This window comes from Dehalobacterium formicoaceticum (assembly GCF_002224645.1).
GTDB lineage: Bacteria > Bacillota > Dehalobacteriia > Dehalobacteriales > Dehalobacteriaceae > Dehalobacterium > Dehalobacterium formicoaceticum.
Genome location: NZ_CP022121.1, coordinates 1,798,537 through 1,822,790, shown reverse-complemented (window position 1 = coordinate 1,822,790; position 24,254 = coordinate 1,798,537). Strand labels below are relative to the sequence as shown.

The 24,254-nt window shown below is 45.7% G+C and carries 23 protein-coding genes and 1 pseudogene; 1 reads left to right on the top strand and 23 read right to left on the bottom strand.

What is annotated here, in order from left to right; translation table 11 throughout:
- Positions 1-11: 11 nt before the first annotated feature.
- The 19 genes and pseudogenes from CEQ75_RS08910 to yqeC all read right to left on the bottom strand — a co-directional run bounded on the left by CEQ75_RS08910 (position 12) and on the right by yqeC (position 17,623).
- Entirely contained in the window at positions 12-302 is a 291-nt protein-coding gene (locus CEQ75_RS08910; protein WP_089612569.1) for a DUF5665 domain-containing protein, read from the bottom strand.
- Positions 303-716: 414 nt separating this feature from the next.
- Positions 717-1,451 (bottom strand): aspartate carbamoyltransferase, encoded by a 735-nt coding sequence (gene pyrB / locus CEQ75_RS08905; RefSeq protein WP_242965428.1) that lies wholly within the window; start codon positions 1,449-1,451, stop codon positions 717-719.
- Positions 1,337-1,693 carry a hypothetical protein gene (locus CEQ75_RS18940; RefSeq protein ID WP_242965509.1) on the bottom strand — a complete coding sequence of 119 codons (357 nt, stop codon included), beginning with the start codon at positions 1,691-1,693 and terminating at the stop codon, positions 1,337-1,339. The genes pyrB and CEQ75_RS18940 overlap by 115 nt, the downstream gene beginning before the upstream one ends.
- 221 nt (positions 1,694-1,914) lie before the next feature.
- Positions 1,915-3,261, bottom strand: coding sequence for a group II intron reverse transcriptase/maturase (gene ltrA / locus CEQ75_RS08900; protein WP_089610017.1), 1,347 nt, complete (start codon positions 3,259-3,261; stop codon positions 1,915-1,917).
- Positions 3,262-3,818: 557 nt separating this feature from the next.
- Complete coding sequence (gene allB / locus CEQ75_RS08895; protein WP_089610016.1) at positions 3,819-5,213, bottom strand: allantoinase AllB; 1,395 nt, start codon at positions 5,211-5,213, stop codon at positions 3,819-3,821.
- 80 nt (positions 5,214-5,293) lie between these two features.
- Positions 5,294-6,025, bottom strand: a complete 732-nt coding sequence (locus tag CEQ75_RS08890) for a GntR family transcriptional regulator (protein WP_089610015.1) — start codon at positions 6,023-6,025, stop codon at positions 5,294-5,296.
- Positions 6,026-6,222: 197 nt separating this feature from the next.
- Entirely contained in the window at positions 6,223-7,713 is a 1,491-nt protein-coding gene (locus tag CEQ75_RS08885; protein WP_089610014.1) for a glycine betaine uptake BCCT transporter, read from the bottom strand.
- A 34-nt stretch (positions 7,714-7,747) separates the two neighbouring features.
- Positions 7,748-7,867, bottom strand: a complete 120-nt coding sequence (locus tag CEQ75_RS19525; protein WP_157677384.1) for a hypothetical protein — start codon at positions 7,865-7,867, stop codon at positions 7,748-7,750.
- A gap of 426 nt (positions 7,868-8,293) precedes the next feature.
- The gene (locus CEQ75_RS08880; RefSeq protein WP_242965427.1) at positions 8,294-9,694 is read right to left on the bottom strand and encodes an APC family permease; all 1,401 of its coding nucleotides are present in this window, start codon (positions 9,692-9,694) and stop codon (positions 8,294-8,296) included.
- A 47-nt stretch (positions 9,695-9,741) separates the two neighbouring features.
- The gene (locus CEQ75_RS19205) at positions 9,742-9,867 is read right to left on the bottom strand and encodes a hypothetical protein (RefSeq protein ID WP_257912090.1); all 126 of its coding nucleotides are present in this window, start codon (positions 9,865-9,867) and stop codon (positions 9,742-9,744) included.
- Entirely contained in the window at positions 9,864-10,157 is a 294-nt protein-coding gene (locus tag CEQ75_RS08875; protein WP_242965426.1) for a hypothetical protein, read from the bottom strand. The genes CEQ75_RS19205 and CEQ75_RS08875 overlap by 4 nt, the downstream gene beginning before the upstream one ends.
- Positions 10,158-10,178: 21 nt before the next feature.
- A complete protein-coding gene (locus CEQ75_RS08870; protein ID WP_089610013.1) occupies positions 10,179-10,457 on the bottom strand; it encodes a hypothetical protein in 279 nt (92 codons plus the stop codon).
- A 168-nt stretch (positions 10,458-10,625) separates the two neighbouring features.
- Positions 10,626-12,011, bottom strand: a pseudogene (locus CEQ75_RS18935) (monomethylamine:corrinoid methyltransferase).
- Between the two features lie 19 nt (positions 12,012-12,030).
- The gene (locus CEQ75_RS08860; RefSeq protein WP_089610012.1) at positions 12,031-12,675 is read right to left on the bottom strand and encodes a cobalamin B12-binding domain-containing protein; all 645 of its coding nucleotides are present in this window, start codon (positions 12,673-12,675) and stop codon (positions 12,031-12,033) included.
- Between the two features lie 418 nt (positions 12,676-13,093).
- Positions 13,094-14,113 carry a molybdopterin-binding protein gene (locus tag CEQ75_RS08855; RefSeq protein WP_089610011.1) on the bottom strand — a complete coding sequence of 340 codons (1,020 nt, stop codon included), beginning with the start codon at positions 14,111-14,113 and terminating at the stop codon, positions 13,094-13,096.
- A gap of 38 nt (positions 14,114-14,151) precedes the next feature.
- Positions 14,152-14,448, bottom strand: coding sequence for an XdhC family protein (locus CEQ75_RS08850; RefSeq protein WP_089610010.1), 297 nt, complete (start codon positions 14,446-14,448; stop codon positions 14,152-14,154).
- Positions 14,445-16,094, bottom strand: coding sequence for a selenium-dependent molybdenum cofactor biosynthesis protein YqeB (gene yqeB / locus CEQ75_RS08845; protein ID WP_089610009.1), 1,650 nt, complete (start codon positions 16,092-16,094; stop codon positions 14,445-14,447). Before yqeB ends, CEQ75_RS08850 begins: the two co-directional genes overlap by 4 nt.
- Before the next feature lie 47 nt (positions 16,095-16,141).
- Entirely contained in the window at positions 16,142-16,786 is a 645-nt protein-coding gene (mocA, locus tag CEQ75_RS08840; protein WP_089610008.1) for a molybdenum cofactor cytidylyltransferase, read from the bottom strand.
- A 60-nt stretch (positions 16,787-16,846) separates the two neighbouring features.
- A complete protein-coding gene (gene yqeC, locus CEQ75_RS08835; protein WP_089610007.1) occupies positions 16,847-17,623 on the bottom strand; it encodes a selenium cofactor biosynthesis protein YqeC in 777 nt (258 codons plus the stop codon).
- Positions 17,624-17,877: 254 nt separating this feature from the next.
- On the opposite strand from yqeC, the gene CEQ75_RS08830 reads away from it, so the two are divergent.
- Positions 17,878-18,204 (top strand): winged helix-turn-helix domain-containing protein, encoded by a 327-nt coding sequence (locus CEQ75_RS08830; RefSeq protein ID WP_089610006.1) that lies wholly within the window; start codon positions 17,878-17,880, stop codon positions 18,202-18,204.
- A gap of 36 nt (positions 18,205-18,240) precedes the next feature.
- Here the strand turns inward: CEQ75_RS08830 and CEQ75_RS08825 are convergent, their stop codons facing one another.
- From CEQ75_RS08825 to ileS, 4 genes are all read right to left on the bottom strand, one after another.
- On the bottom strand, positions 18,241-18,939 hold the full coding sequence (locus CEQ75_RS08825; RefSeq protein ID WP_089610005.1) for a sulfite reductase subunit beta (hemoprotein): 699 nt from the start codon (positions 18,937-18,939) through the stop codon (positions 18,241-18,243).
- A 69-nt stretch (positions 18,940-19,008) separates the two neighbouring features.
- Positions 19,009-20,376: a PFL family protein gene (locus tag CEQ75_RS08820; protein ID WP_089610004.1), complete on the bottom strand. Its 1,368-nt coding sequence runs from the start codon at positions 20,374-20,376 to the stop codon at positions 19,009-19,011.
- Between the two features lie 46 nt (positions 20,377-20,422).
- Positions 20,423-20,698 (bottom strand): ACT domain-containing protein, encoded by a 276-nt coding sequence (locus CEQ75_RS08815; protein ID WP_242965425.1) that lies wholly within the window; start codon positions 20,696-20,698, stop codon positions 20,423-20,425.
- A 120-nt stretch (positions 20,699-20,818) separates the two neighbouring features.
- Positions 20,819-23,593: an isoleucine--tRNA ligase gene (gene ileS, locus CEQ75_RS08810; protein ID WP_089610002.1), complete on the bottom strand. Its 2,775-nt coding sequence runs from the start codon at positions 23,591-23,593 to the stop codon at positions 20,819-20,821.
- Between the last annotated feature and the right edge of the window lie 661 nt (positions 23,594-24,254).

Sequence of the window (24,254 nt, the reverse complement as noted above, 5' to 3'; positions counted from 1 at the left end):
TAATCGGAAAATTAGCGCACTCTTAACCCTTTGCTTTCCTGGACGTAATTCATTAATTCTGCGATAAAATCCCCGATTAATGGCAGATTTAAACCGACCAGATGCTGCAAAATCAAAAAGGCAACGGCACCTAAAATTGTAAAACCAATGGCAATGCCAAATCCCCGGGCTACTCCGGAGATTAAATTGACCCAAAGCAATCTTTTGGTATCATGCAGCAGGTCTACGTATTCCGCCAGCTTCATTTTTTCCATATACAAGGACAGTTGATCCAACTTTTTTTCTAAATGCTTATCCAAAATCCCGCAACCTCCCCCATCATTTTTATCTTTTCCTGCAGAAAAAAAATTATCCTCCCGGAAGGGACAGTGCAATTTAACCTGACGAATTTGCTGCAAAAATAAAGGGTGTCTCCTTAGCATAATAAAGATCCACCCTGATTATACCATATTCATTTTCCTAAAATTCCATAATATTTTCCATAATATTTCCCGGCCATCGGCCAAACAGGGTCCAAACAGGGGACGGTTCTTTGTTCTGGCACCAGTAACTCTTATCCAAACAGGGGACGGTTCTTTGTTCTGTTATCCAAACAGGGGACGGTTCTTTGTTCTGGCACCAGTAACTCTTATTAGTTGCAAAACCGGTAAGTCTGAATATCTGCATCAAACAAAGAACCGTCCCTTGTTCTATACCTTGTTCTATATCCCTTCCTGCTAAAGGACGCTGCCTGTAACAAGGGCCAAAATCGCCATGCGCACAAATAACCCGTTATGGGCCTGCTGAAAATACAGCGCCCCCGGGTAAGAATCCACTTCCAAGGCAATTTCGTTGACCCTGGGCAAAGGATGTAAGATGATCATGCCTTCCTTGGCCTCCCGAAGCAAATCCTGATCCACAATGAACAGATCCTTGACCTGATCATATTCAGCTACAATGGGGAAGCGTTCTTTTTGCACCCGGGTGACATATAACACATCTGCATCAGCAACGGCTTCTTTTAAAGAATCGATTTCTTTGACATTGATGCCCCCTGCTCTCAGGTTCCTGACAATCTCCGGCGGCATTTTCAGTGCTTCGGGAGAGGCCAGAATCAGATCGCAGCCATAAAGAGCAAAGAAATCGACTAAAGAATGAACTGTGCGGCCATATTTCAAATCACCCACCAGAGCAATGGTTAATCCTTCTACCCGGCCTTTTGCTTTCATAATAGTATAGATATCCAAAAGTCCTTGGGTGGGATGCTGCCCGGAGCCATCGCCGCCGTTAATCACCGGATGCAGGGCTGCCTGGGCTGCCCGGTCCGCGGTGCCGGTAACCGGGTTTCTGATCACGATCACATCGGCGTATCCGTCAATGACGCTAATGGCATCTTGAATGGTTTCCCCCTTGGCAGTGGAGGAAATTTGATTGGTTTCCGATTCAGCCACGGTGATAACAGCACCGCCCAAGCGCAGCATCGCCGTCTCAAAAGACAGACGCGTCCTGGTACTGGGCTCAAAAAAAGAGCCGCCATAACCTTCCCTTCCATATCCTTAATCACTTTCTTGTCTATTAAGAGCTGCTCATAATGGCCTGCCGTATTCATAATCGTTTCGATATCTTCCAGTCTAAATTGAGCAGCATTCAAAATATCCTTGTTGAAAAACGAAGCTAATTGTTCCTGCTGAGGTTTTTTAAATAGGACTGCCATGTAACACCTCCCAAAATCATTTTTTCTCTTTTCTATGTATTTTCGCGAAAAAATGACCAAATGTCAATTCTTTCGAGCTAAATTCTTTTTAGCAAATTGTCCGGGCACAATTTCCGCATGCTCCCTGCGGGACAAGGATCGAGTAGCCGGGTCCTTACGGCCCCAAGCCCTCCCAGAACCGGACGTGCCCTATTAAGGCATCCGGCTCTTCACTCCACCATTTACAGAACATAGCCTTGACCTGCTCCTAACTCGAATATGTTTACATAGGTTTGCGGTTTCGGTAATGGATACTTCCTAAGAAATAGGTTAAATTTGTCCCAATTGAAACTCTTACGTTGACTTCTCCGATTTAGCCATTTGTATACCAATCTCTTGACTTCATCGATGTAATTTGAGACTGCTTCCCTATTGCCTGTAATACCATAATATCGACAGTATCCCTGTAGCTTAATTCTTAGCTTCTTCATGAAGTCTTTACTGGGCATATGTCGATTGTTTCTTATCCATTCCTTACACCGAAGGAGACTAGCCCTAAATTTCTTCTTACTCGTCTTCCTTCGAATGTACTTAACGCCTTTGTCACTGACCCAAAGATAATGTGTGAATCCCAGGAAATCAAATGAGCTATTGGTATGTTTTCTACCGGGTCCCCCATCATCCTTATCGTTGTGTTTATTACCCTTACGTTCATTGAGACAAACAATCTTCGTCTTTTCTTCTGCCACTTCTAAGTTAAATTTCCTCAACCGTACTATCAACTCAGTATAGAATGTCCTGGCATCCTCTTCGTATTCGAAGCAAAATACACTGTCGTCAGCATACCTTACCATGTAGGCTTGTCCTTTGCAGATTTTCCTGACCCGTTTCTCAAACCATAAATCTAGTACGTAATGCAGGTAAACATTCCCAAGAATGGGGGATACGACTCCTCCCTGAGGGGTTCCCTCAGGTGTATCATAAGTTATGCCTGCCTCAACTATACCGGACTTTAGAAATCGTGCGATGAGTCTTAATATATTAGGGTCTGCTATCCTATGCTCTAAGAATTTCATGAGCCATCCCTGGTCAACATTGTCAAAGAATCCTTTTACATCTGTGTCAACTACATAATTGATTCTCCTCTTGTTGACGATTTTATTCAGCACTTTCAAAGCATCATGACATCCTCGATCAGGTCTAAATCCAAATGAACATTCTAGAAAATCTTGTTCATATATAGCATTGAGTATCTGCGCAAGGACCGCCTGTACTAGTTTATCTTCATATGCTGGGATTCCAAGGGGTCTTTTCTTGTCACTTCCCGGCTTAGGGATGTAAGTTCTCCTTACTGGTTGAGGTTTGTAGGCTTGCCGTTTCATTCGTTCTATGAGATCTTGCACATTAGCGTCCAGATTTAATTCATAATCCGCTTTCGTCTTCTGATCTACTCCGGCTGCCTTCTTACCATTCATTCCATCATGGCATTGTTTGATTGTCTCTTCATTAATAAGGTGGGCCAGTGATGTAAACTTTTCTTGCTGATGCATTTTCGCTACTTCTGCTATCCTTGCCAGTTTCGTTTCCATAGTTCTTCTACCTCCGGGTGTAGTCTATGTTTCTCTTTTAAGGTCGATGTTGTGTTACCGCCTTCCCTCTACAGGCATTACCCTGTTTCATCAGTACTATGCAGTAATCTGACTCCCTAAGGCGTTCGGCCTCCTAACTTTCTTATCGCTTGTTAGCCTTACTTTCTCTGTGTAAAGAGCGCTTAGGGCCTCCCACGTTGACGCATCATAACCATGTATAGCATGCCAAGGTCACCGACCCCGGGGAAGCTAGGCTATTCTTGCATAGCGAATAGACTAGTGTTGTTTTCTACTCAGGTAAAAGTATCAACCTTCCCATTTGGGATTTCGGGGCTCCATCCCTTCACTTGCGTTTCGGCCTACTACCTTGCTGTCTACGCTTAACATCATAAGTTACCCGATGATGTCCAAGACTCGCTATGAGTGATTTGCTAAATCTTACTCAGTGGGATTCCCACCCACTATATGATGCGCCCCTGCGTGGCGCACTACCTGTCCCCCTGTCCCGCCTGAAGCCCCGATGTTCAGCTTTAGCTGAACGAGTTCACTAGTGATATTCAGGAATGAATGAATTTCCCCCCGGGTATGCCCACAATTTCTCCATCTTTCGCCACGGTCTTGCCCCGGACAATGGTTTGCACCGGTGCACCCTGCAGCTTCATCCCCTCATAGGGAGTGACCTTGGTTTTACTATGTAATTTTTCTTTTTTGATCCTGGTTTCAAGCTTTAGATCCACAAGGGTTAAATCGGCATCAGTGCCTACTTGCAGGGAACCCTTCTCCGGATAAAGACCAAAAATTCGTGCAGGATGCTCCGATAAAAGCTTGGCTAATTGATTGACGGTAAGCTTCCCTTGGTTAACACCGTGAAGCATCAGCGGCACCATGGTTTCCACGCCGGTGATCCCCGCAGGAGCCTGCCATAAGTCCAGTTTTTTTTCTTCCTCCGTATGGGGCGCATGGTCGGAGCTGAGCACCGGCAAAGTGCCTTCATTCAAACCCCGCCAGAGCATCTCCTGATCCTCCCTGCGGCGGATAGGAGGATAAACCTTCATCAGTGACCCAAGGCGGGGAAAATCCTCATCACATAAATACAAATAATGAGGGCATGTTTCCCCGGTGATGGGATAACCTTTAGCTCGCGCCTCCCTAATCAAGCCTACCCCTTCTTTGGTGGTGACATGCAAAATATGCAGCTTGGTTCCTGCCTCTTTGGCAAAGGAAATCCCCGTCTGAATCGTGGTTTCCTCCGCAAGATTGGGCCGTCCTTTAAGAAATGCCTCATAATCTTTTGCTCCGCTCTTTGCCACTTCCTGGGTTAAGGCTTGAATCAAAGCAAAGTTTTCCGCGTGAATGGCCAGCACCTTGCCCGTTTGGGCCACCTTTTGAAACACTTGATAAATTTCCCCTTCATCCAAAGGGGGAATCAGATGCTCCATAGAGGGATGATAATTATAAACCAGTTGAAAGGTTTTAGTGTCAATGGCATAACCCCAAAAAAACTTAAAAGCAATGGCTCCGGCAGAACTTAACTGCTCTAATTGATCCATGTTCAGCTTTCCAAGACAAATCCCCCACAGAGCGAAATCCACAAAGGCTTTCGGAGTGAAATTTTTAACCTGGTTTTTCAAATTTTCAGCATTGGAAATGGGCGGATTAATATTAGGCATATCAAAAATCGTGGTCAAACCACCAATAGCGGCAGCCATGGAGGCATGATAAAAATCTTCCTTGGGACTGGTGCCCAGAACTCCCTCCCGAGAGTGGACATGGATATCAATAAACCCGGGAAAGACATGGCACCCCCGGGCATCTGTCACCTCCCGGGCTTCCCCGGGCAGATCGCCTTGGGTAATGGCCGCAATTTTTTCATTTTGGATATAGATATTTCCCGGATAGGTTTTTTCCCCATCTACCAGGAGTCCGTTTTTCACCACATGATCCCACTTCATCACAGAGCACATCCTTTCTGAGCACAATCAAAGCGCAGGTCAAAGCGCAGGGACGGTTCTCTTGCTACCTTGCCTGGCTTTTAATTGCTTTGATCTTTCCCGGGCTTTATTCCTGTTAAAAAATCAGGAAGCAATTGCATGTTGTCTCCAAGGGTTATTTCAATATATTTGTGCATATGTTGCTGGAATTCCTCTAAAACAATCGGCAATTGTTTTGTTTTCAATGCATTAATTATCCGTAAATGCTCCTGTGCCTTCTCCTCAAAGGAGCCCAAGGACACAATATTTTGGTTCATCACAAGCAGAAGCTGGTAAAACAATCCCTCCAGAATCTGCATACGCCGGCGGCTTTCAGAAGCATTCCATAAGTAGCGATGAAAAGACAAATCCAATGTATTCAATAAAAATACACGTTCTTCATCTTTACTGCATAGTTGTTCGCCATCCAGCAACTGCAACGTAAGATTCTCTAATTTCTGGTAATCCCCCTCTTGAAGTATATTTTGAGTGACAAGTATATTCAATACCTGTATTTCCAGGGAGATACGGATCTCAAATATCTCCAAAATCTCTTTTGGGCTCATTTCCAGAACCTGATTGCCCTTTCTCGGTGAAAAAGAGACACTCCCTTGTTCATTCAGAATTCGCATCGCTTCGCGCACGGGCGCGCGGCTGATTCTTAACTCGCTGGAGATTTCGGATTCAATCAATTTGTCGCCGCTTTTTAATGAGCCGGACAAAATTCTGTTTTTTACATAAGAAACAACGATATCGCTCAAGCTCTTCTTCTCGTATTTCGGCATAATCGCCATGGTTTCACCATCTCTTCATCAATTTATCTATTAATTATACCGCCTGATATCCTCTCTGTACAGATCGGCCGCAATTGTCAGGCGAATCAGAAAACGCAAAAGGGGACCTGCCTGGTCCCCTAAATTTTTACTTTCTGATGTAACAAGGAAATATGGGTTGAACCGAGCCTCTGGTGAAAATGTAAGGAGTGGTGCTCTTAAAGGGGTTCTTCACTCAGTGCTTTGTAGATGCTGTAACACATAACAAGCATAATCAACATGAATGGGAAAGCTGCCGCAATAGAAGCCGTTTGCAGGGTTTTAATTGCCGCAGTACCGCCCACCAAAATCAACATGATGGTAACAGCCCCTTGTGCAATACCCCAGAAACTGCGCAATTTTTTGCTGGGGTTCATATCCCCGCCCGAAGTCAGCATGCCAAGAACATAAGTAGCGGAGTTGGCTGCACCGACAAAAGATGCCACAATCAGGACAATGGCCAGGGGGGCAGTAATCGCATAAAAGGGCAATTGTTGAAGCGTTGCAAACAAAGCTGTTGTATAATCAGTATTAACGGCTGCCTGGATAGCACCATTGGAAAGCGCATCCAAATTGAAGGCGGCTCCGCCGAAAATCGCCAGAAAAACGAAGGAGAAACCGGCAGGGAGCAAGGTTACTGCTAAAATGAATTCGCGAATGGTACGCCCTCTGGAGACCCGGGCGATGAATTGGCCTACAAACCCCGCCCAGGCAATATACCAGGCTCTGTAGAATACCGGCCACGCTTCAGCCCATTCAACGTTGCCCATCCACAAACTCTGGCCAATAAAGTTTTGCAGATAATCGCCAAGAGTATGGGTAAAAATATTCATGATGAAAACCGTGCCGCCGAACAGGAATAAAAACACCATAAAAGCAATTGAAAGCCAAACTTTGGCGTCGGCAACAACCTGCATGGCCTTGTGCAGCCCGGAGACAGTAGCCAGGGTAAAGATAGCCGTCATGGCTGCGATAATGACAGCAGTCAGCCCCGGTGACGACTCAATCCCCCAGATATACTGCAAACCGTTGGCTATCTGACTGGAACCCAAACCCAAACTGGTCGACACACCAAATATGGTGGCAAACACTGCCAGAATATCAATGGCTTTTCCGATAGGTCCGTAAATGCGATCCCCCAAGAGTGGGTAAAAAGCCGAACTGATCAAACAAGGAAGATCTTTCCGATACTGGAAGTATCCCAAGGCTAAACCGCAAATCGTATAAATGATCCAAACATGGATACCGAAATCATTAAATACGAGGCGCATGGCTAATAACATGGCCTCTATGGTTCCGCCCTGACCAACGGGAGGAGATACGTAATGTATCATTGGTTCAGCAACCGACCAAAAGACCAGACCGATCCCCATACCGCCGCCGAAAAGCATGGTAAACCACTGGAAGTTGTTGAATTCCGGCCGTTCATCATCTTTTCCCAGCTTGATTTTGCCAAAGCGGCTAAAGGCAATGCTATAGACAGTTAATGTAAAGATAAATACTGACAGAAGATACAACCAGCCAAAATTGGTAGTTAAAAATGCTAACACTGCATTTGCCGCTTTGCTCATTTGAGTGGGCAGAAATATACTAAATGCTACAAACAGTAAAGCTAGAGTCGCCGAAACGTATAAAACAGAACGGTTTTTTGAGTCTTGACCATTTGACATAAATTTTCCTTCCCCTTTCTAAACCCCAGAACTTTCAATTCTGATCGTGAATAGCTTTCATCTCCATGACAGGCTGTCCACATTCGCATTTTTTAATCATATCCATCATACTGATATGTTGTCCATATTTCTGTGGATCTACCCCGACCTTCACTTCAGTCTTGCATATGTGTTTAATCCCAATCCCGACAGACTCCTGCCAAAGGATAACACTATGTTTGCGCCGTAGTTCTCACACTCTGTGCAATCGCGGGATCGGGGGTGCCATCCCTATCGCCGCTGATAATGACTTTTCTGTCTTTCATCAACTTTGTGTGATACCTCCTTTTTGCTCCTTTTGTCGTTTGTCGACAATTCAATAATCTTTTCTTACTATATAGTTAATTTATTATCAAGATTAATTTTAAAACAACCTGTGTCTTTCCTCAATTGGATATGCTACCAATTAAGCTTGCCAAAAACGTTACCAATGATATAAAAAAGAAGGAAGCACGGGGACAGTTCCGTGCTTCCTTGCCAAACTTTAAATATTAAATTAGGGAAACCCCAAAAATGTGTAAGATAAAGCTATTAATACCTTTTAATACCCTTTAGGACGGGGCCAACGACCGATGCCGGCTTCAATAAATTTCTTTGTATCCATAAATTTGGATCGATGCATGGTAAACCACAAAGAAGCTAAGAAATAGAAGACAAACCCGGCAAGCATGTTGCTCCAATACCCAAGGTACATACCTCCCAGAGTATCCAGTGCTAAGACAAATAACACCAAAGCAGGTACAGGATGCCATGGTGCTACATATCCTCTCTCAATGGTTCCTATGGGATACATGGCCCGGAATTTAAACATCATATAGGCTGTAAGTACATAGACTAAAAGGGCTGATAGAATAGAGAAAGTAATTACCTGATCCAAGAGGCCGGTAAAACCAAAGGCAATGGAAATGGGCAAAAGGAACAAAATAGCCCGATAAGGTGTTCTGTATTTGGGATGGATCACGGCAAAGACTCCGGGAATTAGGGTATCTCTGGACATGGCAAACCAGGCTCGGCTTGAATCGTTGATACAACCATTGGCACTAGCCAAACAAGCTAAGATAGTGCCTATGAAAAGGGCTACTATCACAAAAGGTTTTCCTGTGGCCAAGGCAGCATCATAGAGAGGGTATACAGATTCCCCCAGATTTTCAGCACCCACTAATCCAGAACATACAAACCAGGTAATGGTGGCTCCTATGAGTAATGTTACAAATCCGACCAATGCTCCTATAGGCAAGGCCCGACTTGTAGATCGACATTCTTCTGCAGCCAGGGCAGTTCCTTCAATTCCCAGGTAAAACCAAATGCCAAATTGAAGAGCGGCTAAGATACCAATCCATCCATAGGGTAGACCATTCGTCAGTTGGTTAATCTGCAGCAGACTTTCCGTAGGTGAATAAAATTTAGTTCCAAAGAGCAAGACAAAAATCGTAATAAAAGCGACAGCTGTGATAAAGAAATTTAAGGTTAGGGTAGCGTAAACGCCCCGATAATTTAAAAATGTCAAAAATAGTAGACTCAGGATTATATAGGGCAGGGCCTGAACATCCGGATGGAGTGACTGAAGAATTTGCCCTACAACTAGGGCATCTGCCGCTTCCAACATTACGTATTCAAAAACTAACATCAGTCCGACATTAAAAGATGCCAGCGGGCCTAGAAGGTATTTGGCCATGGTATATTGACCTCCGGCCTCAGGCATGACAGACCCCATTTCTGTATTGATCATGACAAGTGAAATATACAGGATCCCGATCACCCAGCAGGCAATAATAGCCCCTAAGGACCCTCCTTTGGCGATGGTGAAGTTCCAGCCCATGAATTCGCCGACCAATACGATCCCTACTCCTAATGCCCAGATGTGCATGGGTCCCAGCACTTTCATCAGATGGGATTCCTTGGTTTTTTCTTCTAATTCATTAGGGGGGGTGTTTTGTTCCAAAGTCTTCACCTTCCTTTCCGTATCCTAATTTTATCTCCATAAATTTATTAATTTTTACTCTTTTTTTCTTTAAATCTGTTCCTTTCCACTATAACAAAGTCTACGGCAATCCAGGTGAAGAGTACCCCACACAATCCCCAGGCAACCCAGTTCATTACTGCCCAAAAACTCATAGTTTTGCCTCCTCTTTTTTATTTTCTTTTTCACCAAAAATATGATTAACCATCTTCCTTAGTTCTTTATCGCTGTGGGGTATGATGTAAACCATATAAATGACTAGTCCGGCTACCACCATGAGGAAACTGGCAATATTAAAGCTATAATGCATGCCTGAGGCCGAGCCTCCGACCAATACAGCACCCTGCATCAACATGGTAGTAAGGAGGGTGGCAAAACACAAGATCATGACGAACAAGACATCAAAAGCTTCCATAAACCAACTGCCATTTTTCTTTTTAGTCATTTTTCGCTTACCTCCTCTTCCTTATTTTTCTTCTCCCATCGCTGGGGCGCAGGTTATGTCCTCAGTATAGAGTTCAGTTTTATTGTTTTTCAAATGGCTGATTAACGCCACTAGTCCTATTGTCGCTGAGACTCCGACAATGATCCCGGCACCTAAAGCCACTATTTTTTGCGCCGGGAGGATATCGGTCATCCCCGCTACTACTGTCATCACATAAACCAACACCACCCAGAGAAAAGCGAGAGACGTTATGATCAATGTTCTGTCCACGAAAAACATTTTTCTGATCTTCGCTTCCATTTGTTTCCCTCCTTGCGTTCCCGGTTTTGGTTTTTCCAAAAGCTAAAGCCATCTGTAATAGTTGCCGCCCGTGGATGATTGCCACGGGCAGCAATTGTCATTAAGGGAACCTGTCCTATTACCAATTTGCCAACTTTTTGGCGTCTTCTACCATAGCCAATAATTCGTTTATTTCCCTAATTTAAGACCCAGTTTTTCCATGATAGCTGCTGCTTCGTCATAAACCTTGACATATTCATCAGAAGGGGTCAAGGTGACAAGGTCATAGCAATCGTCGAATATTTTGCCTGCAGGAGCTGTCTTGTAATCTTTTTCATACATGCCGATCAACTCATCCAGGATTGGGTTAATAACATTGAGATCCACACCTGCGGAGGCACGGGCAACTTCCGCCATAAAACGTGCTTCCATTGGTGTATTGCAGTTGGTCGTTACCCCTTTAGCGGCGGCAACACCGGAGAGCAGCTCACGGCCGCTTGCCGTATCGGTGATCGCCTGGGCTGCCGTTTCCAGCAAGCACATAACAGTACAGGGACCAGCCATGGTATAGTATTGGTTAGCAAGCATCAGTTCTGTATTGGCGTTAATTGCCATGGCACAGTGGCCTGCCACTGCCAGAGCCTCTCTGGCGGTAGTAATTCCCCAGCGCACATGAACGGGACCATCCAACACATAATTAGCTTGGGCCATCACAAAAGCATTTAGCGTACTGGCTACGTCGCTGATGGTCGTCTCCTCGAGACCTCCGGCATAGCCTCCGTAGATGGGCATATGCTCACACATGATAGTTTGGTCACTCAATACATAATATGAACAGAAGGTGAGTGCACTGACATCAATCTTCAGTTCATTCAATTGAGAGACTTCATGGCTATCGGTGCGGCGCATTCCACCTTCGAAATCTGATGCAATGACACCTGCTGCGGAAAGAGATGTTTCACTCCCCTACAACCCCATGCCGCTGCGTCCGGCACGAGTTTGGGCTAAGCGCAGCATTTGAACTTCAGAGCGAACTGCCGCAATTTCCCAGGGACTGTTGGGTACAGGGTCATGGCCGTGGATTTTCTGGAGCACACCGTTTACAATCGTATCCACGAGAGGTTCTTTGGCATAAGCTTCATGCATATTAAGAAATTGTTCTTCAGAGACAGGTGCGCCGGTGGGGCCGCCTTGAATGATGGGCGGGCGGCTGTCGGTATGTTTACGGTCCTTCATCAAAACAGCATCATTGCCCTCGCCCAGGTAGAACTCTTTGGGAGCATCTTTAATGGCGGTAAGGATTTCTTCCTCGGTGTATTTGATCACGCGACCGGTATCAATGCAATAGACGCCGGTTGTGGCAAGCATTTCAAAACCAGCTTTGTACAGATTATTAATCAGTTCCGGATCTGTGGGGATAATCTGCTTTTTGTCCATTTTAATATTGTATTTTTCTTTCAGGCGCGTAAGGTTCTCGGGAATAATCTTGTTATCCCACTCCGACTCACTGACCCGGGGACCTGTGATAGCACGGTGGTAAGCTTCGAATATTCCTACTCTTTGCTTATAAGTCATGGTCTCAACACCTTCCTTTTTATTTCACTAATTCTTTAGCTATTCTAACAGCATCGGCAGCATTGTCACCATAAGCATCAGCACCAATTTCTTTACACCATGCCTCTGTTACAGGGGCGCCGCCGAACATAACCTTAAACTTGTCGCGCACTCCGCGTTCAATCAGGCCATTGATTACATCACGCTGGGCAGGCATGGTTGTGGTCATAAGGGCAGAGCCTGCCACAACATCTGCGCCCCACTCAATGGCAACGTCAATGACGGTGTCAGATCCCACATCACGGCCCAAATCTTTTACTTCAAAATTATTGGCCATCAGCATGGTCTTGACAATATTTTTGCCGATATCGTGAATATCACCGGCAACTGAAAAGAACAATACCTTGCCATTGCTCATTTTGGCAATATCTTCTTTGGAAATTCCGCTCTGTAATATTTCACAGGCATTTTGGAATGCTTGAGCAGCAATCAAGATCTGGGGCATGAACAGTTCCCCTTCATCAAAACGCTCTACAATCACACTCATACCTTCCGACAGTCCCTTATCGATCCCGTCCACCGGATTTATATTAGCTGCCATAGCTGCTTTGGCGGCAACAATAGCCGCATCCGGATTTAAATCTATTACAGCATTTTTTAAATCCTCAAATATTTTATCTGACACAATAACCCCCCCTTAATTTAAATAATGATACACTGCAAAAAAAGGTCTTTGCCCCTCCTTCCTTTCAGGGTTAGAAATCTTGTCTTGTCATATGAATAATAATAGCAAAATTTTTGCATTGCTTATTGTATTCTGTTTAGAATCTATTGTATTCTGTCTAGAATATTTGTTAGAATATTTACACTATATATAATGTCTTAATTATTATCGCATAAAGCATAGTAATATAAGCATACTATCAGCACTTTAGACCTTTTAAGATGTTTTAAATAACAAGAGCTTGATAAATTAATTACAGAGTTTTATACAACATAGCAACAAAACAGGGTGTCTCCTTAAGATCATAAGGATCCACCCTGTTTTTGATTTTAATCTATTCTTTTTGTTTTTCTCAAAGAACCTTTTCTTTATCTGCTCTTTATCTGCCAAAATAGCACTGGGGATACGTACATTCCTTGCAAGCAGAGCAAAGACCCCCTTCGCCCATCTTAATAAAATCAGCCTTAACTAATTCTTCCCCGGCAAAGATACGGGGCAAAACCACATCCAGCACCGTGGTGCGGTTAAACATGGCACATCCGGGCACTCCCACCAGCACGGTTTTTCCTAAATAAGCGCAAAGAAACATGTTTCCCGGCTGAGCAGGAACGCCATAGGTGACAATACGGGCGCCGCTTTTTTTAATGGCGCCGGGAGTAAGATCATCTGGATCTACCGACATCCCTCCCGTTAAAATAATCAAATCCGCCCCCTGATTAACAAAATTGTGAATGGAGCTTTCGATCATATCCAAATCATCGTCACAGAGCACATGTCCCAGAAGCTCGCTCTCGAAGGCAGCGATTTTTTCTTTCATCACCGGGCCAAACTTGTCTTCAATCCGCCCCTTATAGACCTCGCTGCCGGTAGTGATAATCCCGGCTTTCAGCTTGTGATAAGGCTTGACCTGAAATGCTGCCCCCTGTTCCCGGCACAGCTTTTCCACCTGAAGCACCTGCTCCTCGGGGACAACCAAAGGAATGACCCGGGCCCCGGCCAGCTTCTGATCTTTTTCCACAGGGAAATTCGTGGGCAGGCTGGCAATGGATACCATATCCACCGAATTGATCTCATAAAGCAACTGGGAATTCACCTTGAATAATCCCTTGACCTCAGCCGTCAGGGAGCATTTTCCTTCATTAGGTTCGCCAAAGGAGATATTTTGCCCTGCGGTGGCCTCTGCCAATCGTAAAGCAGCATCATTTTCATGAATTTCCCCCGGTTCCGGTGCCCATACATAAATATGCTCCTTGCCAAGATTTAACAATGTTTCTACGTCTTCTTCCCGTATGACATGGCCCTTTTTAAAGGCCCGGCCTTTAAATTCACCTGGGATAATTTTGGTAATATCCTGGCACAAAATTGTCCCTACGGCATCCTGAACCGCAATTTTTTCCATAACAGCACCTCCGCTAAAATAACGCCAAATCAAAATGGTTAAATATATTCAATTAAGACAGAGCCCTTTCCACCGCAGGCCATGCCCAAATCCTCCAAATCACATTTCCAATAAACAGACTGCTTGGTCTCATAAACCTCCCGGGCTTTTTTGATGGCCTGGAATTCAAAAGCTCCTCCGCCGATAGTCCCGATAATCGAAGCGTCAGGATAAACAATCATGTTGGTACCTGCTTTTCTCGGCGTGGATCCGTCTGTATGGGTAAGGGTAACCAGAACGATATTTTCTTCCTTGTTCAGGGCTTCCCTGATCCCATCCATTACTTCCTTATTCATGGCAAAATCACCCCTTTCAATTCCTTGACAGGCTTTCCGCTGGCCCCATATTGAGATGCAACAATCTCGGCCAGAATACTTAATGCAATTTCAGCCGGGCTTTGTCCGCCAAAATCTAATCCGATCGGGGCAGAAATTTTGCTTAGTTCTTCCCGGGTAAAACCGCTTTCCAGCATCTTTCGGAAAGTACTTTGCACCTTGGGTTTACTGCCAATCATGCCAATATAGGCCGCATTGGAGCCGATCACATATTCGGCACAGGCTCGGTCCTGAAGATGTCCCCGGGTCACGATGACGATACTGGTGGCAGGATCAATCTCACCCGCCAGGAGATCTTTTTCAATCAGCTCTGAAAAATTACAGCAAATTGTTTTCTCCGCTCCGGGGAAACGCCGGGGATTGGAAAACTCCTCCCGATCATCTACGACAAATACCCGGAAGCCTAAAATCAAAGCCATTTCCGCCAGGGGCAAAGAAATATGTCCGCCGCCAAAGATAATGATTTTTTTCTGGGAGACCACCCATTCCCGGAGGATCTGCACCCTTTGGTCTGAAGAAGATCCGTTCAATCCGGTCATTTTACTCCAGGGCAGAGGCCAGGGGATCATTTCTGCTCCTTGGGCCATCTTATCTTTGCTTTGACCCATATGCAGCATATCACGATCCAAGGCAGGAAGACCCAGGGTACCGACACTTGCCCCGCTGGGGAGCACCAGCATTCGTGCTCCCGGCTCCAGTTCTTCCAAATCATCTGCCTCCAACAAGGTATAAAGAACCCCGCCTTTTCCTTGTTTCATGCATTGTTCCAGCTGAGAAAAAAGCTCCCGCTTTTCCTCTCTTGGCGACGGGTTGTTTTTCTTCCTTAATGTCAAAATTGCCCGTAGCACTCCTAAGCCAATGATCCAAGCCTTATCCGTGACCTGATCTGCCACAGCTACGCCTTTTTCCGGATGGATATCCCCTGCTTTCATCCCAGCTTTCACCTTTAAGCCAGATTTTAAAAGACCCCGTATCGTCCCGGAAATCTGTGCCCTGACCGGCTGGTCCTCCACATAGGCCACAATATCTCCTGCATCCACCTCATCACCGATAGCTTTAACCTCCTGAAAAATGCCGTCTGCCGATGAGCGGATCAGCCTTTCTGCGGTATAACCTAATACATCCCCGGGAATTCCGCTGTCCGGAATCGCCCGGCCGGAAAAAATGATTTCTCCTAAATGGGGTCCTCTTTGCGTCTCAATAACAGCATGAGAATCCTTGCCCGCCTCAAAACCGGGCCCTAAAGCAATGACAATTCGTCCCAGGTCCGGACGGCATCCCCTGTTTTTCTTCATCATGGACGCATCAATGTAGATTTCCGGTGGATGCTCCTGGGCCGTCTTGCCCTGAGGGTCAATAATGATGGCAACTGCTCCCTTTTTTGTTACCTCCATGGCCTCGGAAAAAGATTTCACTAAAATACCTTGCACCCCTTCCACCTGGGTTTCACCCTGGTAAACAGCATCGGCAAATGAAACGAGTCTCCGCACACAGGTAGGCTGATCAAGCTCCGTCATAACAACAGGGAACCCTGCCTGATGCAGCAGAGATGCCACACCACTGGCCAGATCCCCGGCTCCTTTGATCAATACATAGTTTAAGTACACTTCCAGCCCTCCCCTAATATCTCCTTAATATCTTTAATGTCTCTGATTTATCTAATATCAAAAATGTCCTTAATTTCCTTAATGTCCTTGGGATTTAACCCTGAATCGCGCCATTTATCATATTCCTCCGGTGCATCCATATCAATCAGAATCCCCGGATCATCTACCTCCAGAAAAAAACATTTTTCCGGATTGCTGCGAATCACACCCCGGGCACCCATGTCTCCGGATACAGCCAAAAGCTGAGGCATGAGTTCCTTAGCAAAAAAAACAGGATGTCCTCTTCTCCCTTGATAAACAGGAATAATAATAGGATAAGCAAATTCCCGAAAGATCTTGATAATACCATCTACGGTTTTGGCCTGAATAAAGGGCATGTCTCCGGGGGTGATCATCACCCCATCCAGATCCTGATCCCCTTGCAGCTGCTCTATGCCTGCCTGCACAGAAGTGCTCATACCCTGTGAAAAACGAGGGTTTTCGATGAATTGCACCGGATAAGGGGTTAAAACCCTGGCTATTTTTTCTTTATCATGGCCCAGTACCACAGCCACACCATCTACCTCTGACTGAAGAAATCCCTGGAGGGTATTTTCGATAATCGTCATCTCCCCCAGGGGCAACAGCATTTTATTTGTCTTCATACGGCTGGAGAAGCCGGCCGCTAAAATCATGGCTTTAATCTTACCCAATTTCCTTACTCCCTTATTGATATGACCGGTTTAGCCCGGGCAGCTTTTTCCTGAATCAGCTCACACCACTTCCACCGGATTATTTTCCCGCCTCAAAGAGCCAAAGACCACCCTTGCCACGCCTTTTTCTTTCAGGATCCCTGCCAACTCCTGTGCTTTTACCTCATCTTCCCCCGTATCCGCCTTATTAATAAAAGGGATCCAACGTGCCGAGTCAGGAACCCCTTTTTGATAACCGTCCCCGTGTAAGAACACCTGGGCTACATCCTTCCCTCGAATGATGCCTCCCCGGGGAACGTCGGTTAAAGCAGAAATTTGCTCCCAGGCATGAAAATATTTATCATCTAAAGGTTTATCCAAAGCATCGATCCCGACAACCGGAACCACAATAGTGGCTTTTTCCGGGATCACCGGTTCATAATCTCTGGGTGCTTTAAAGGGCTTGCCGTTGGCCCCGTCCCCTTCCACTAGAATCACCAAGTCCGATGCCGCTCCCATCAGCCCATTGACTTGATCTTTGTCCAATCCGACGATCTTACCCATTGAGTTGATTTCCTTGCCCAGGACCACCATACTGCCCGGTTGGGGCACAATCCTTTCCCATAGCAAAGAAGTTTCCAAATCTCCAATTAAATGAAGCTCATTAGCAAGTTCTGTTGGAAAAATTTTCGTTGTCGTAGTATAGATGACTCTTTTCCCCAAAGCCATTAATTCTATGGCTAAACGATTCATGGAGCCGGTCTTGCCCCCGCCGCCCACAAAAATCACCAGATCACCGGAGGATACAGAGAAGGCTTCCTGCAATGTTTGTTTTACCCCAAAATGCCACCACCTCATATTATCAAGTTTGCCTAAAAATAAATTTTATACTTTCAGAAAGGATAAATTTAAAAAGTTTGCCTTTGGCCTGACGGAAGCCAAGTTTTCTTTATGATCTACGCTATATTCATAATAATATATCGGGTGCGACTAAGAATCAATGTTTTATTAAAAATTCTTTGGGAGCCTGCCTGTGCTTTCCCCTTCCATTTTTAAAAGCAAACCGTTAGAATAGGATTAGCTTCCAACAATTTTGACTGAGGTGATCAAACGTGCAAGTAAAATATAAAATCTGGTTAGAAAAAGAAGGTAAGGCTTTTGGACTGGGACCTTACCTTCTTCTAAAGGGCATTGAGGAAACAGGTTCTTTAAATCATGCTGCCCGGAGGATTCATATGTCTTATAGTCAGGCCCATAAATTGATTAAGGACATCGAAAAACGTCTGGGCTTTCCTTTAATCATCAGTCATGCGGGAGGACATGATGGCGGCGGGTCAAAGCTTACAGACGAGGCGAAAACGATCATGGATAAATACCTGGCCTTTGAAAAAGAATGCGGTGCAGCCATTGAAGCTGCATTCCACAAACATTTTGACTGACAACTGACTTCTTCCGAACCTTCGCCCGGGACCCTGTTATCCTATAACAGCCTCTTCAACTGCAGCAAAACCGATTCTTGAGACCATTTTACCTAACCGTTCACCAGGCAGGCTATGCTCCCGATAATAGGAAATTATCTTTTCCATGATTTCCATAGCCTGATCCACGGTATAAAGTCCTCTTAACTCCTGTCCCGTAGATTGTTCGTTGCCATCCATGCCCCCCATGATGATGGCTACCTGATCCGTTTTTTTGCCCATTAAGCCGATACAAGCCATATGAGTCACGGAACAATTATGAGGGCAGCCGGTGATACTAATCCTTAGCTTGGCGGGCAGGATCTCATGGTAATGTCCTTGATAAAACCTTTCATTTAATTTTGCTGTCAGTTCAAAGGTATCAAACAAACCAAATCTACAAAGGGTTCCTTTGCAAGAGGTAATCGGTCTGACCCGATTGCCTGTTCCGCCAACGGCCAGGCCTGCATCTGCCAGCTCTTTTGTGACCTGGTCCAAATCCTCATACTTTAGCCCCGGAATCTCGATTTGCATTCTTTGGGTTAAATAAATATCACCTTGCCCGTATTTTTCGCTGATCTCCGTTATTTTTTTCGCTTCCCCGGCCTTAAGTCTCCCCGACGGTGTAACGATCCGACAGGAAAAATGAACATCGTCTTTATTAAGGATGTACCCCTTCCCTTTTAATGCTTTGATTTGATCATTTGATAATTCCATTGTCAGGTCTCCCCCTTTATTTATCAAATTCGAGACTCCCACTTCTATGAGTGGGAGTTCCTATTTTCACTAATTTGTTAAGGCATTGAGGGGTGCCGGAATGCGCCCCCCTCTTTGCACAAATTTAGCGGAATCATACTGATGCACGGCCATCACCGGTCCCTTCCCTAAAAGACCGCCAAACTCAACATAATCTCCCACTTTTTTTCCCGGCGCCGGGATGATGCGCACAGCCGTGGTCTTATTATTAATCATCCCGATGGCTGCTTCATCGGCGATGATGGCGGCAATGGTTTCCGCCGTGGTGTCTCCCGGTACGGTAATCATGTCCAGCCCCACGGAACAGACGCAGGTCATGGCCTCCAGCTTATCAATGGACAAGGCCTTGTCCTCCACCGCCCGAATCATCCCTGCATCCTCACTCACGGGGATAAAGGCGCCGCTTAACCCGCCTACATATGAGGATGCCATGGAACCGCCTTTTTTTACGGCATCATTGAGCATAGCCAAAGCGGCGGTGGTGCCATGAGTGCCGCACCTTTCCAGACCCATGGCTTCCAAAATATCCGCAACACTGTCCCCAATGGCCGGGGTTGGGGCCAGGGATAAGTCAACGATACCAAAGGGCACATTGAGTTTTTGAGAAGCAACCCGGCCCACCAGCTCGCCGGCCCGGGTCACCTTAAAGGCTGTTTTCTTAATTACCTCCGCTAATGTCCCCAGATCTGCCTCCGGATGTTTGCGCACGGCATTTAAGACCACCCCCGGTCCGCTTACCCCCACGTTGAGCACTACCTCCGGCTCGCCAATGCCATGAAAAGCACCGGCCATGAAGGGGTTGTCCTCAGGAACATTGCAGAAGACCACTAATTTGGCACAGCCCAAGCCCCCGTCTTGGGCCGTCAAATCAGCTGTTAACTTCACCACACGGCCCATTTCCAAAACCGCATCCATATTGATGCCGGCTTTGGTCGTTCCGATATTTACAGAAGAGCAGACTCTTTCCGTGGCGGCCAAAACCCCGGGGATGGAGCGGATCAATTTCCGGTCGCCCTGGGTAAACCCTTTATGAACCAAAGCCGAGAAGCCGCCAATAAAGTTCACCCCCACGTCTTTGGCCACCCGATCCAGCACCTCGCCAAAGGCCAAATAATCTTCTGTTTCCGCCCCTTCTGCCACCAAGGCAATGGGGGTCACGGAAATTCGTTTATTAACAATAGGGATGCCATAATCGGATTCGATGCTTTCCCCCACCGGCACTAAGTTTTGGGCATAGCGGTAAATTTTATCATAGATTTTTTGACAGCTTACCTTTACCTGGGGATGGACACAATCCCTTAAACTAATTCCCATGGTAATGGTGCGTACATCCAAATTCTCCATCTGGACCATATGGATGGTTTCCATAATTTCATCGAGCTGAAAAGAAATGGGCATATTTACTCCTCCCTTCAGAAGCTATTTCCTGTATACAGTATCTTAGTTAAATCCTGTGCATATACTGGAAAATTTCTTCATGCTGCACCGTAATTTTGACGCCGATGCGCTCCCCCACCTCATTCAAAGCCTTTTTCAAACCGGCTAAATCCACCTGAGCGGCAGACATATCACAAATCATAATCATGGTGAAAAAATCCTGCATAATGGTCTGGCTGATATCCAGAATATTAACTCCCGCATCAGCCAAAGCGGTAGTAACACGGGCAATAATACCTACTTTATCCATGCCGACTACCGTTACGATGATTCTATCTTTCATCCCTTTGCTCCTTTCCCCCATTATTGATCAAATTCCAAGACTTCCACTTTTGCACTTCAGGTGGGGTAGATTCCCCATCTGAAGCCCCGATGCAGAGCTTACTTAACTTAGTTCACAAATTTAAAGCTGGTGCACCACCTGGGAACAGCGATGGCAGATGGTAGGATGCTCTTGATCCTCCCCGACAGAAACACTATAAGTCCAGCAACGTTCGCATTTCTCTCCGGCAGCCGGGGTAACGAGAATTGCCAGATCCATATCTTCCGCTTTTCCTGCCTCTGCCGGTGCTGCGGTACCCGGATCATGCAAAGTGGCCGCAGAAACAATAAAGATCGTGCTCAATTGATCGGCCACCGGTTTTAAGATCTGATAGATTTTTTCATCCGGATATAAATCCACGGCAGCATTGAGAGAATGGCCGATCACCTTATCTTGCCTTGCAATTTCCAATTCTTTGGATACCTTTTCTCTCACATCTAAAATCCGGTTCCATTTTTCAGCCAGCTGATCATTAAGATATTTCTCTTCCACCTGGGGCATGGCTGCCATCTGAACACTCTCGGGGGCATCCCCTTCTTTGGGCAGATAAGGCCAGATTTCTTCTGAGGTAAAAGTCAGAATTGGGGCAATCAAACGCACCAGGGCATGGATCGTATCGTACATCACCGTTTGCGCGGCACGCCGTCCCTGATCCTGGGCCAGGGAGGAATAAACCCGATCCTTGACAATGTCTAAATAAAAGGCACTCATGTCCACCACGCAGAATTTGTGAATGGCATGGTAAACAACATGGAACTCATAATCTCGATACGCTTTTAAAGAACGATCAATCAAATTCGTCAGCTGGTGCATTGCCCAGCGGTCGATTTCCTCCAAGTCCTCATATGCCACCCTGTCCTTTACGGGATCAAAATCATAAAGATTGCTCATTAAAAAGCGGGCGGTGTTGCGGATTTTACGATAGGCCTCAGCAATCTGTTTCATAATTCCCGGGGAATTGGCCAGATCGGAACGGTAATCAGCGGAGGCAACCCAGAGCCGCATCACATCCGCCCCCATTTGGTCGATAACCTTTAAAGGATCCACCACATTGCCCATGGATTTGGACATCTTCCGCCCTTTTTCATCCACGACAAAACCATGGGTTAACACGGCCTTATAAGGAGCTTTGCCTCTGGTTGCCACAGCGGTGGAAAGAGATGAATTAAACCAGCCCCGATGCTGGTCGCTTCCTTCCAAATAAAGATCTGCGGGCCACCTTTGGTCTTCCCTTGTTTCCAACACAGCGGCATGACTGGAACCGGAATCGAACCAAACATCCATAATATCCGTTTCCTTCCTGAAATGATCATGACCGCACTGATCGCATTTTAATCCGGGCGGCACCAAGTCTTCCGCTTCTTTGGCAAACCAAATCTGAGAACCGTGTTCCCGGAAAAGATGCTGAATGTGTTTGATGGTATCGTCATTAATCACCGGATGACCGCAATCCTGACAATAGAAAATGGGGATGGGTACGCCCCAGGTGCGCTGTCGCGAAATACACCAGTCACCCCGGTCCTTAATCATATTATAGATGCGGTCTCTGCCCCAGGCGGGAATCCACTGTACCCGATCAATTTCTGCCAAAGTCTGCTCCCGGAACCCGTCAATGGAAGCAAACCATTGCTCCGTAGCCCGGTATAAAATCGGATGTTTGCAGCGCCAGCAATGAGGATACTGATGGTTGATGGTGACCTGTTTCATTAAGGCACCTTTTTCCGCCAGTTCCTTAATTACTGCCTTGTTGGCTTCCCCGGTCTTCATGCCCTGAAATTGAGCCCCTTCCGCCGTAAATACGCCCCGGTCATCCAAAGGGGAAATCACGGGCAGATGATATTTCTTTCCCACTTCAAAGTCGTCCGCTCCGTGTCCCGGCGCGGTGTGGACACAGCCGGTACCTGCCTCCAAGGTTACGTGCTCACCTAAAATCACCAGAGAATCCCGGTCCATAATAGGATGACGGCACACAATGTACTCTAATTCAGCCCCTTTAAATTCTTTCAGGATTTTATAATTTTCTTTTTCCAGCAGCTGCATGAAGCCGGGTAATAATTCCTTGGCCAGAACAATCTTTTCCCCTTCAACCTCAGCCAGACAATAGTCAAAATCAGGATGGACGCTGATCGCCACATTGGCGGGAATCGTCCAGGGCGTGGTGGTCCAAATGACAAAACTAGCGTCTTGGTCCAGGATACCCTTACCGTCCTTGACCTGAAACTTGACATAAATGGAAGGTGATTTAGCATCTGCATACTCCACCTCGGCTTCCGCCAAAGCAGTTTCACAATCGGCACACCAATAAACAGGTTTCAGCCCTTTATAGATATATCCTTTCTTTGCCATTTCACCAAAAACGCCGATCTGAACGGCTTCATATTCCGGCAAAAGAGTGATATAAGGGTGTTCCCAATCTCCCCGCACCCCTAAGCGTTTAAATTGTTCCCGCTGCAAATTAACATATTTCATGGCATAATCGGCACATTTCTGGCGGAATTCCACAACACTCACTTTGTGGCGGTTTAAGCCCAAATCCTTAATCGCTCTTTGCTCAATAGGCAGTCCATGGGTATCCCAGCCGGGGATATAAGGGGCATCAAAGCCATCCATGGATTTGAATTTAACAATTATGTCCTTCAACACTTTATTTAAGGTATGACCCAGATGAATATCTCCATTGGCATAAGGGGGACCGTCATGCAAGATAAATTTGGGCCGTCCTTTAGTTTTTTCCTGTACTTTTTCATAAATGTTTAAATCTGCCCAAAATTGCATCATTTCCGGTTCTCTTTTGGGCAAATTTCCCCGCATGGGAAAATCAGTTTGAGGTAAATTCAGTGTTTTCGAATAATCCATTGTGAAACTCCTCGTATAATAGTATTAGATCCACCGGATAGCATAATTTCCAGTTGAAGAATAGCGATCCGGGGAACCGGTTCCCAGTTTTGAAGAATCTCTTCATTCGCAAACTTGTAGTCCATGTTTAATCTGTAAGGCGCGCGATTATAGATTGTGGTCAAATCATTTTGTTGTTTGATTTGTTTCTTCAAAACTAGATGGTAAAACTTTTTAATTGAATATAGAGCACTTTTGGAAATCAGTAATCCTGGTTACTATGGCGTTTAAATATAATACGCTCAGGGTATATGACCCATAACAGGATGCTTGAATTCCTTAGTGATTGGAAACCAGCCAGCCAGAGTAGAAATACTAGCTGTTGCTTGGCTGGTTTTTTGTTGCCTTTTTGTTCTCTTTTTGCTGTCTTTTTTATTGCTTTATTCTGTCTTGTTTCTTGGACCTGCTCATGGGACAATGGGATCGACAGGTACTTTTCGGGAGATTTCTGTCACTCCTTGCGGATCCTGCTGGATACTGCTTTATAAAGCCTGCCACCCGTGGTCCATCATCGAGTATCTAACCGCTAGTTGCACCGGGTCAGGAATTCGGGGGTAGCACCCAAGCTGTCGTTTTCCTGTTCATGAGTTCTGATGACGAGGCTGCTTTAGATGGTTCCCAT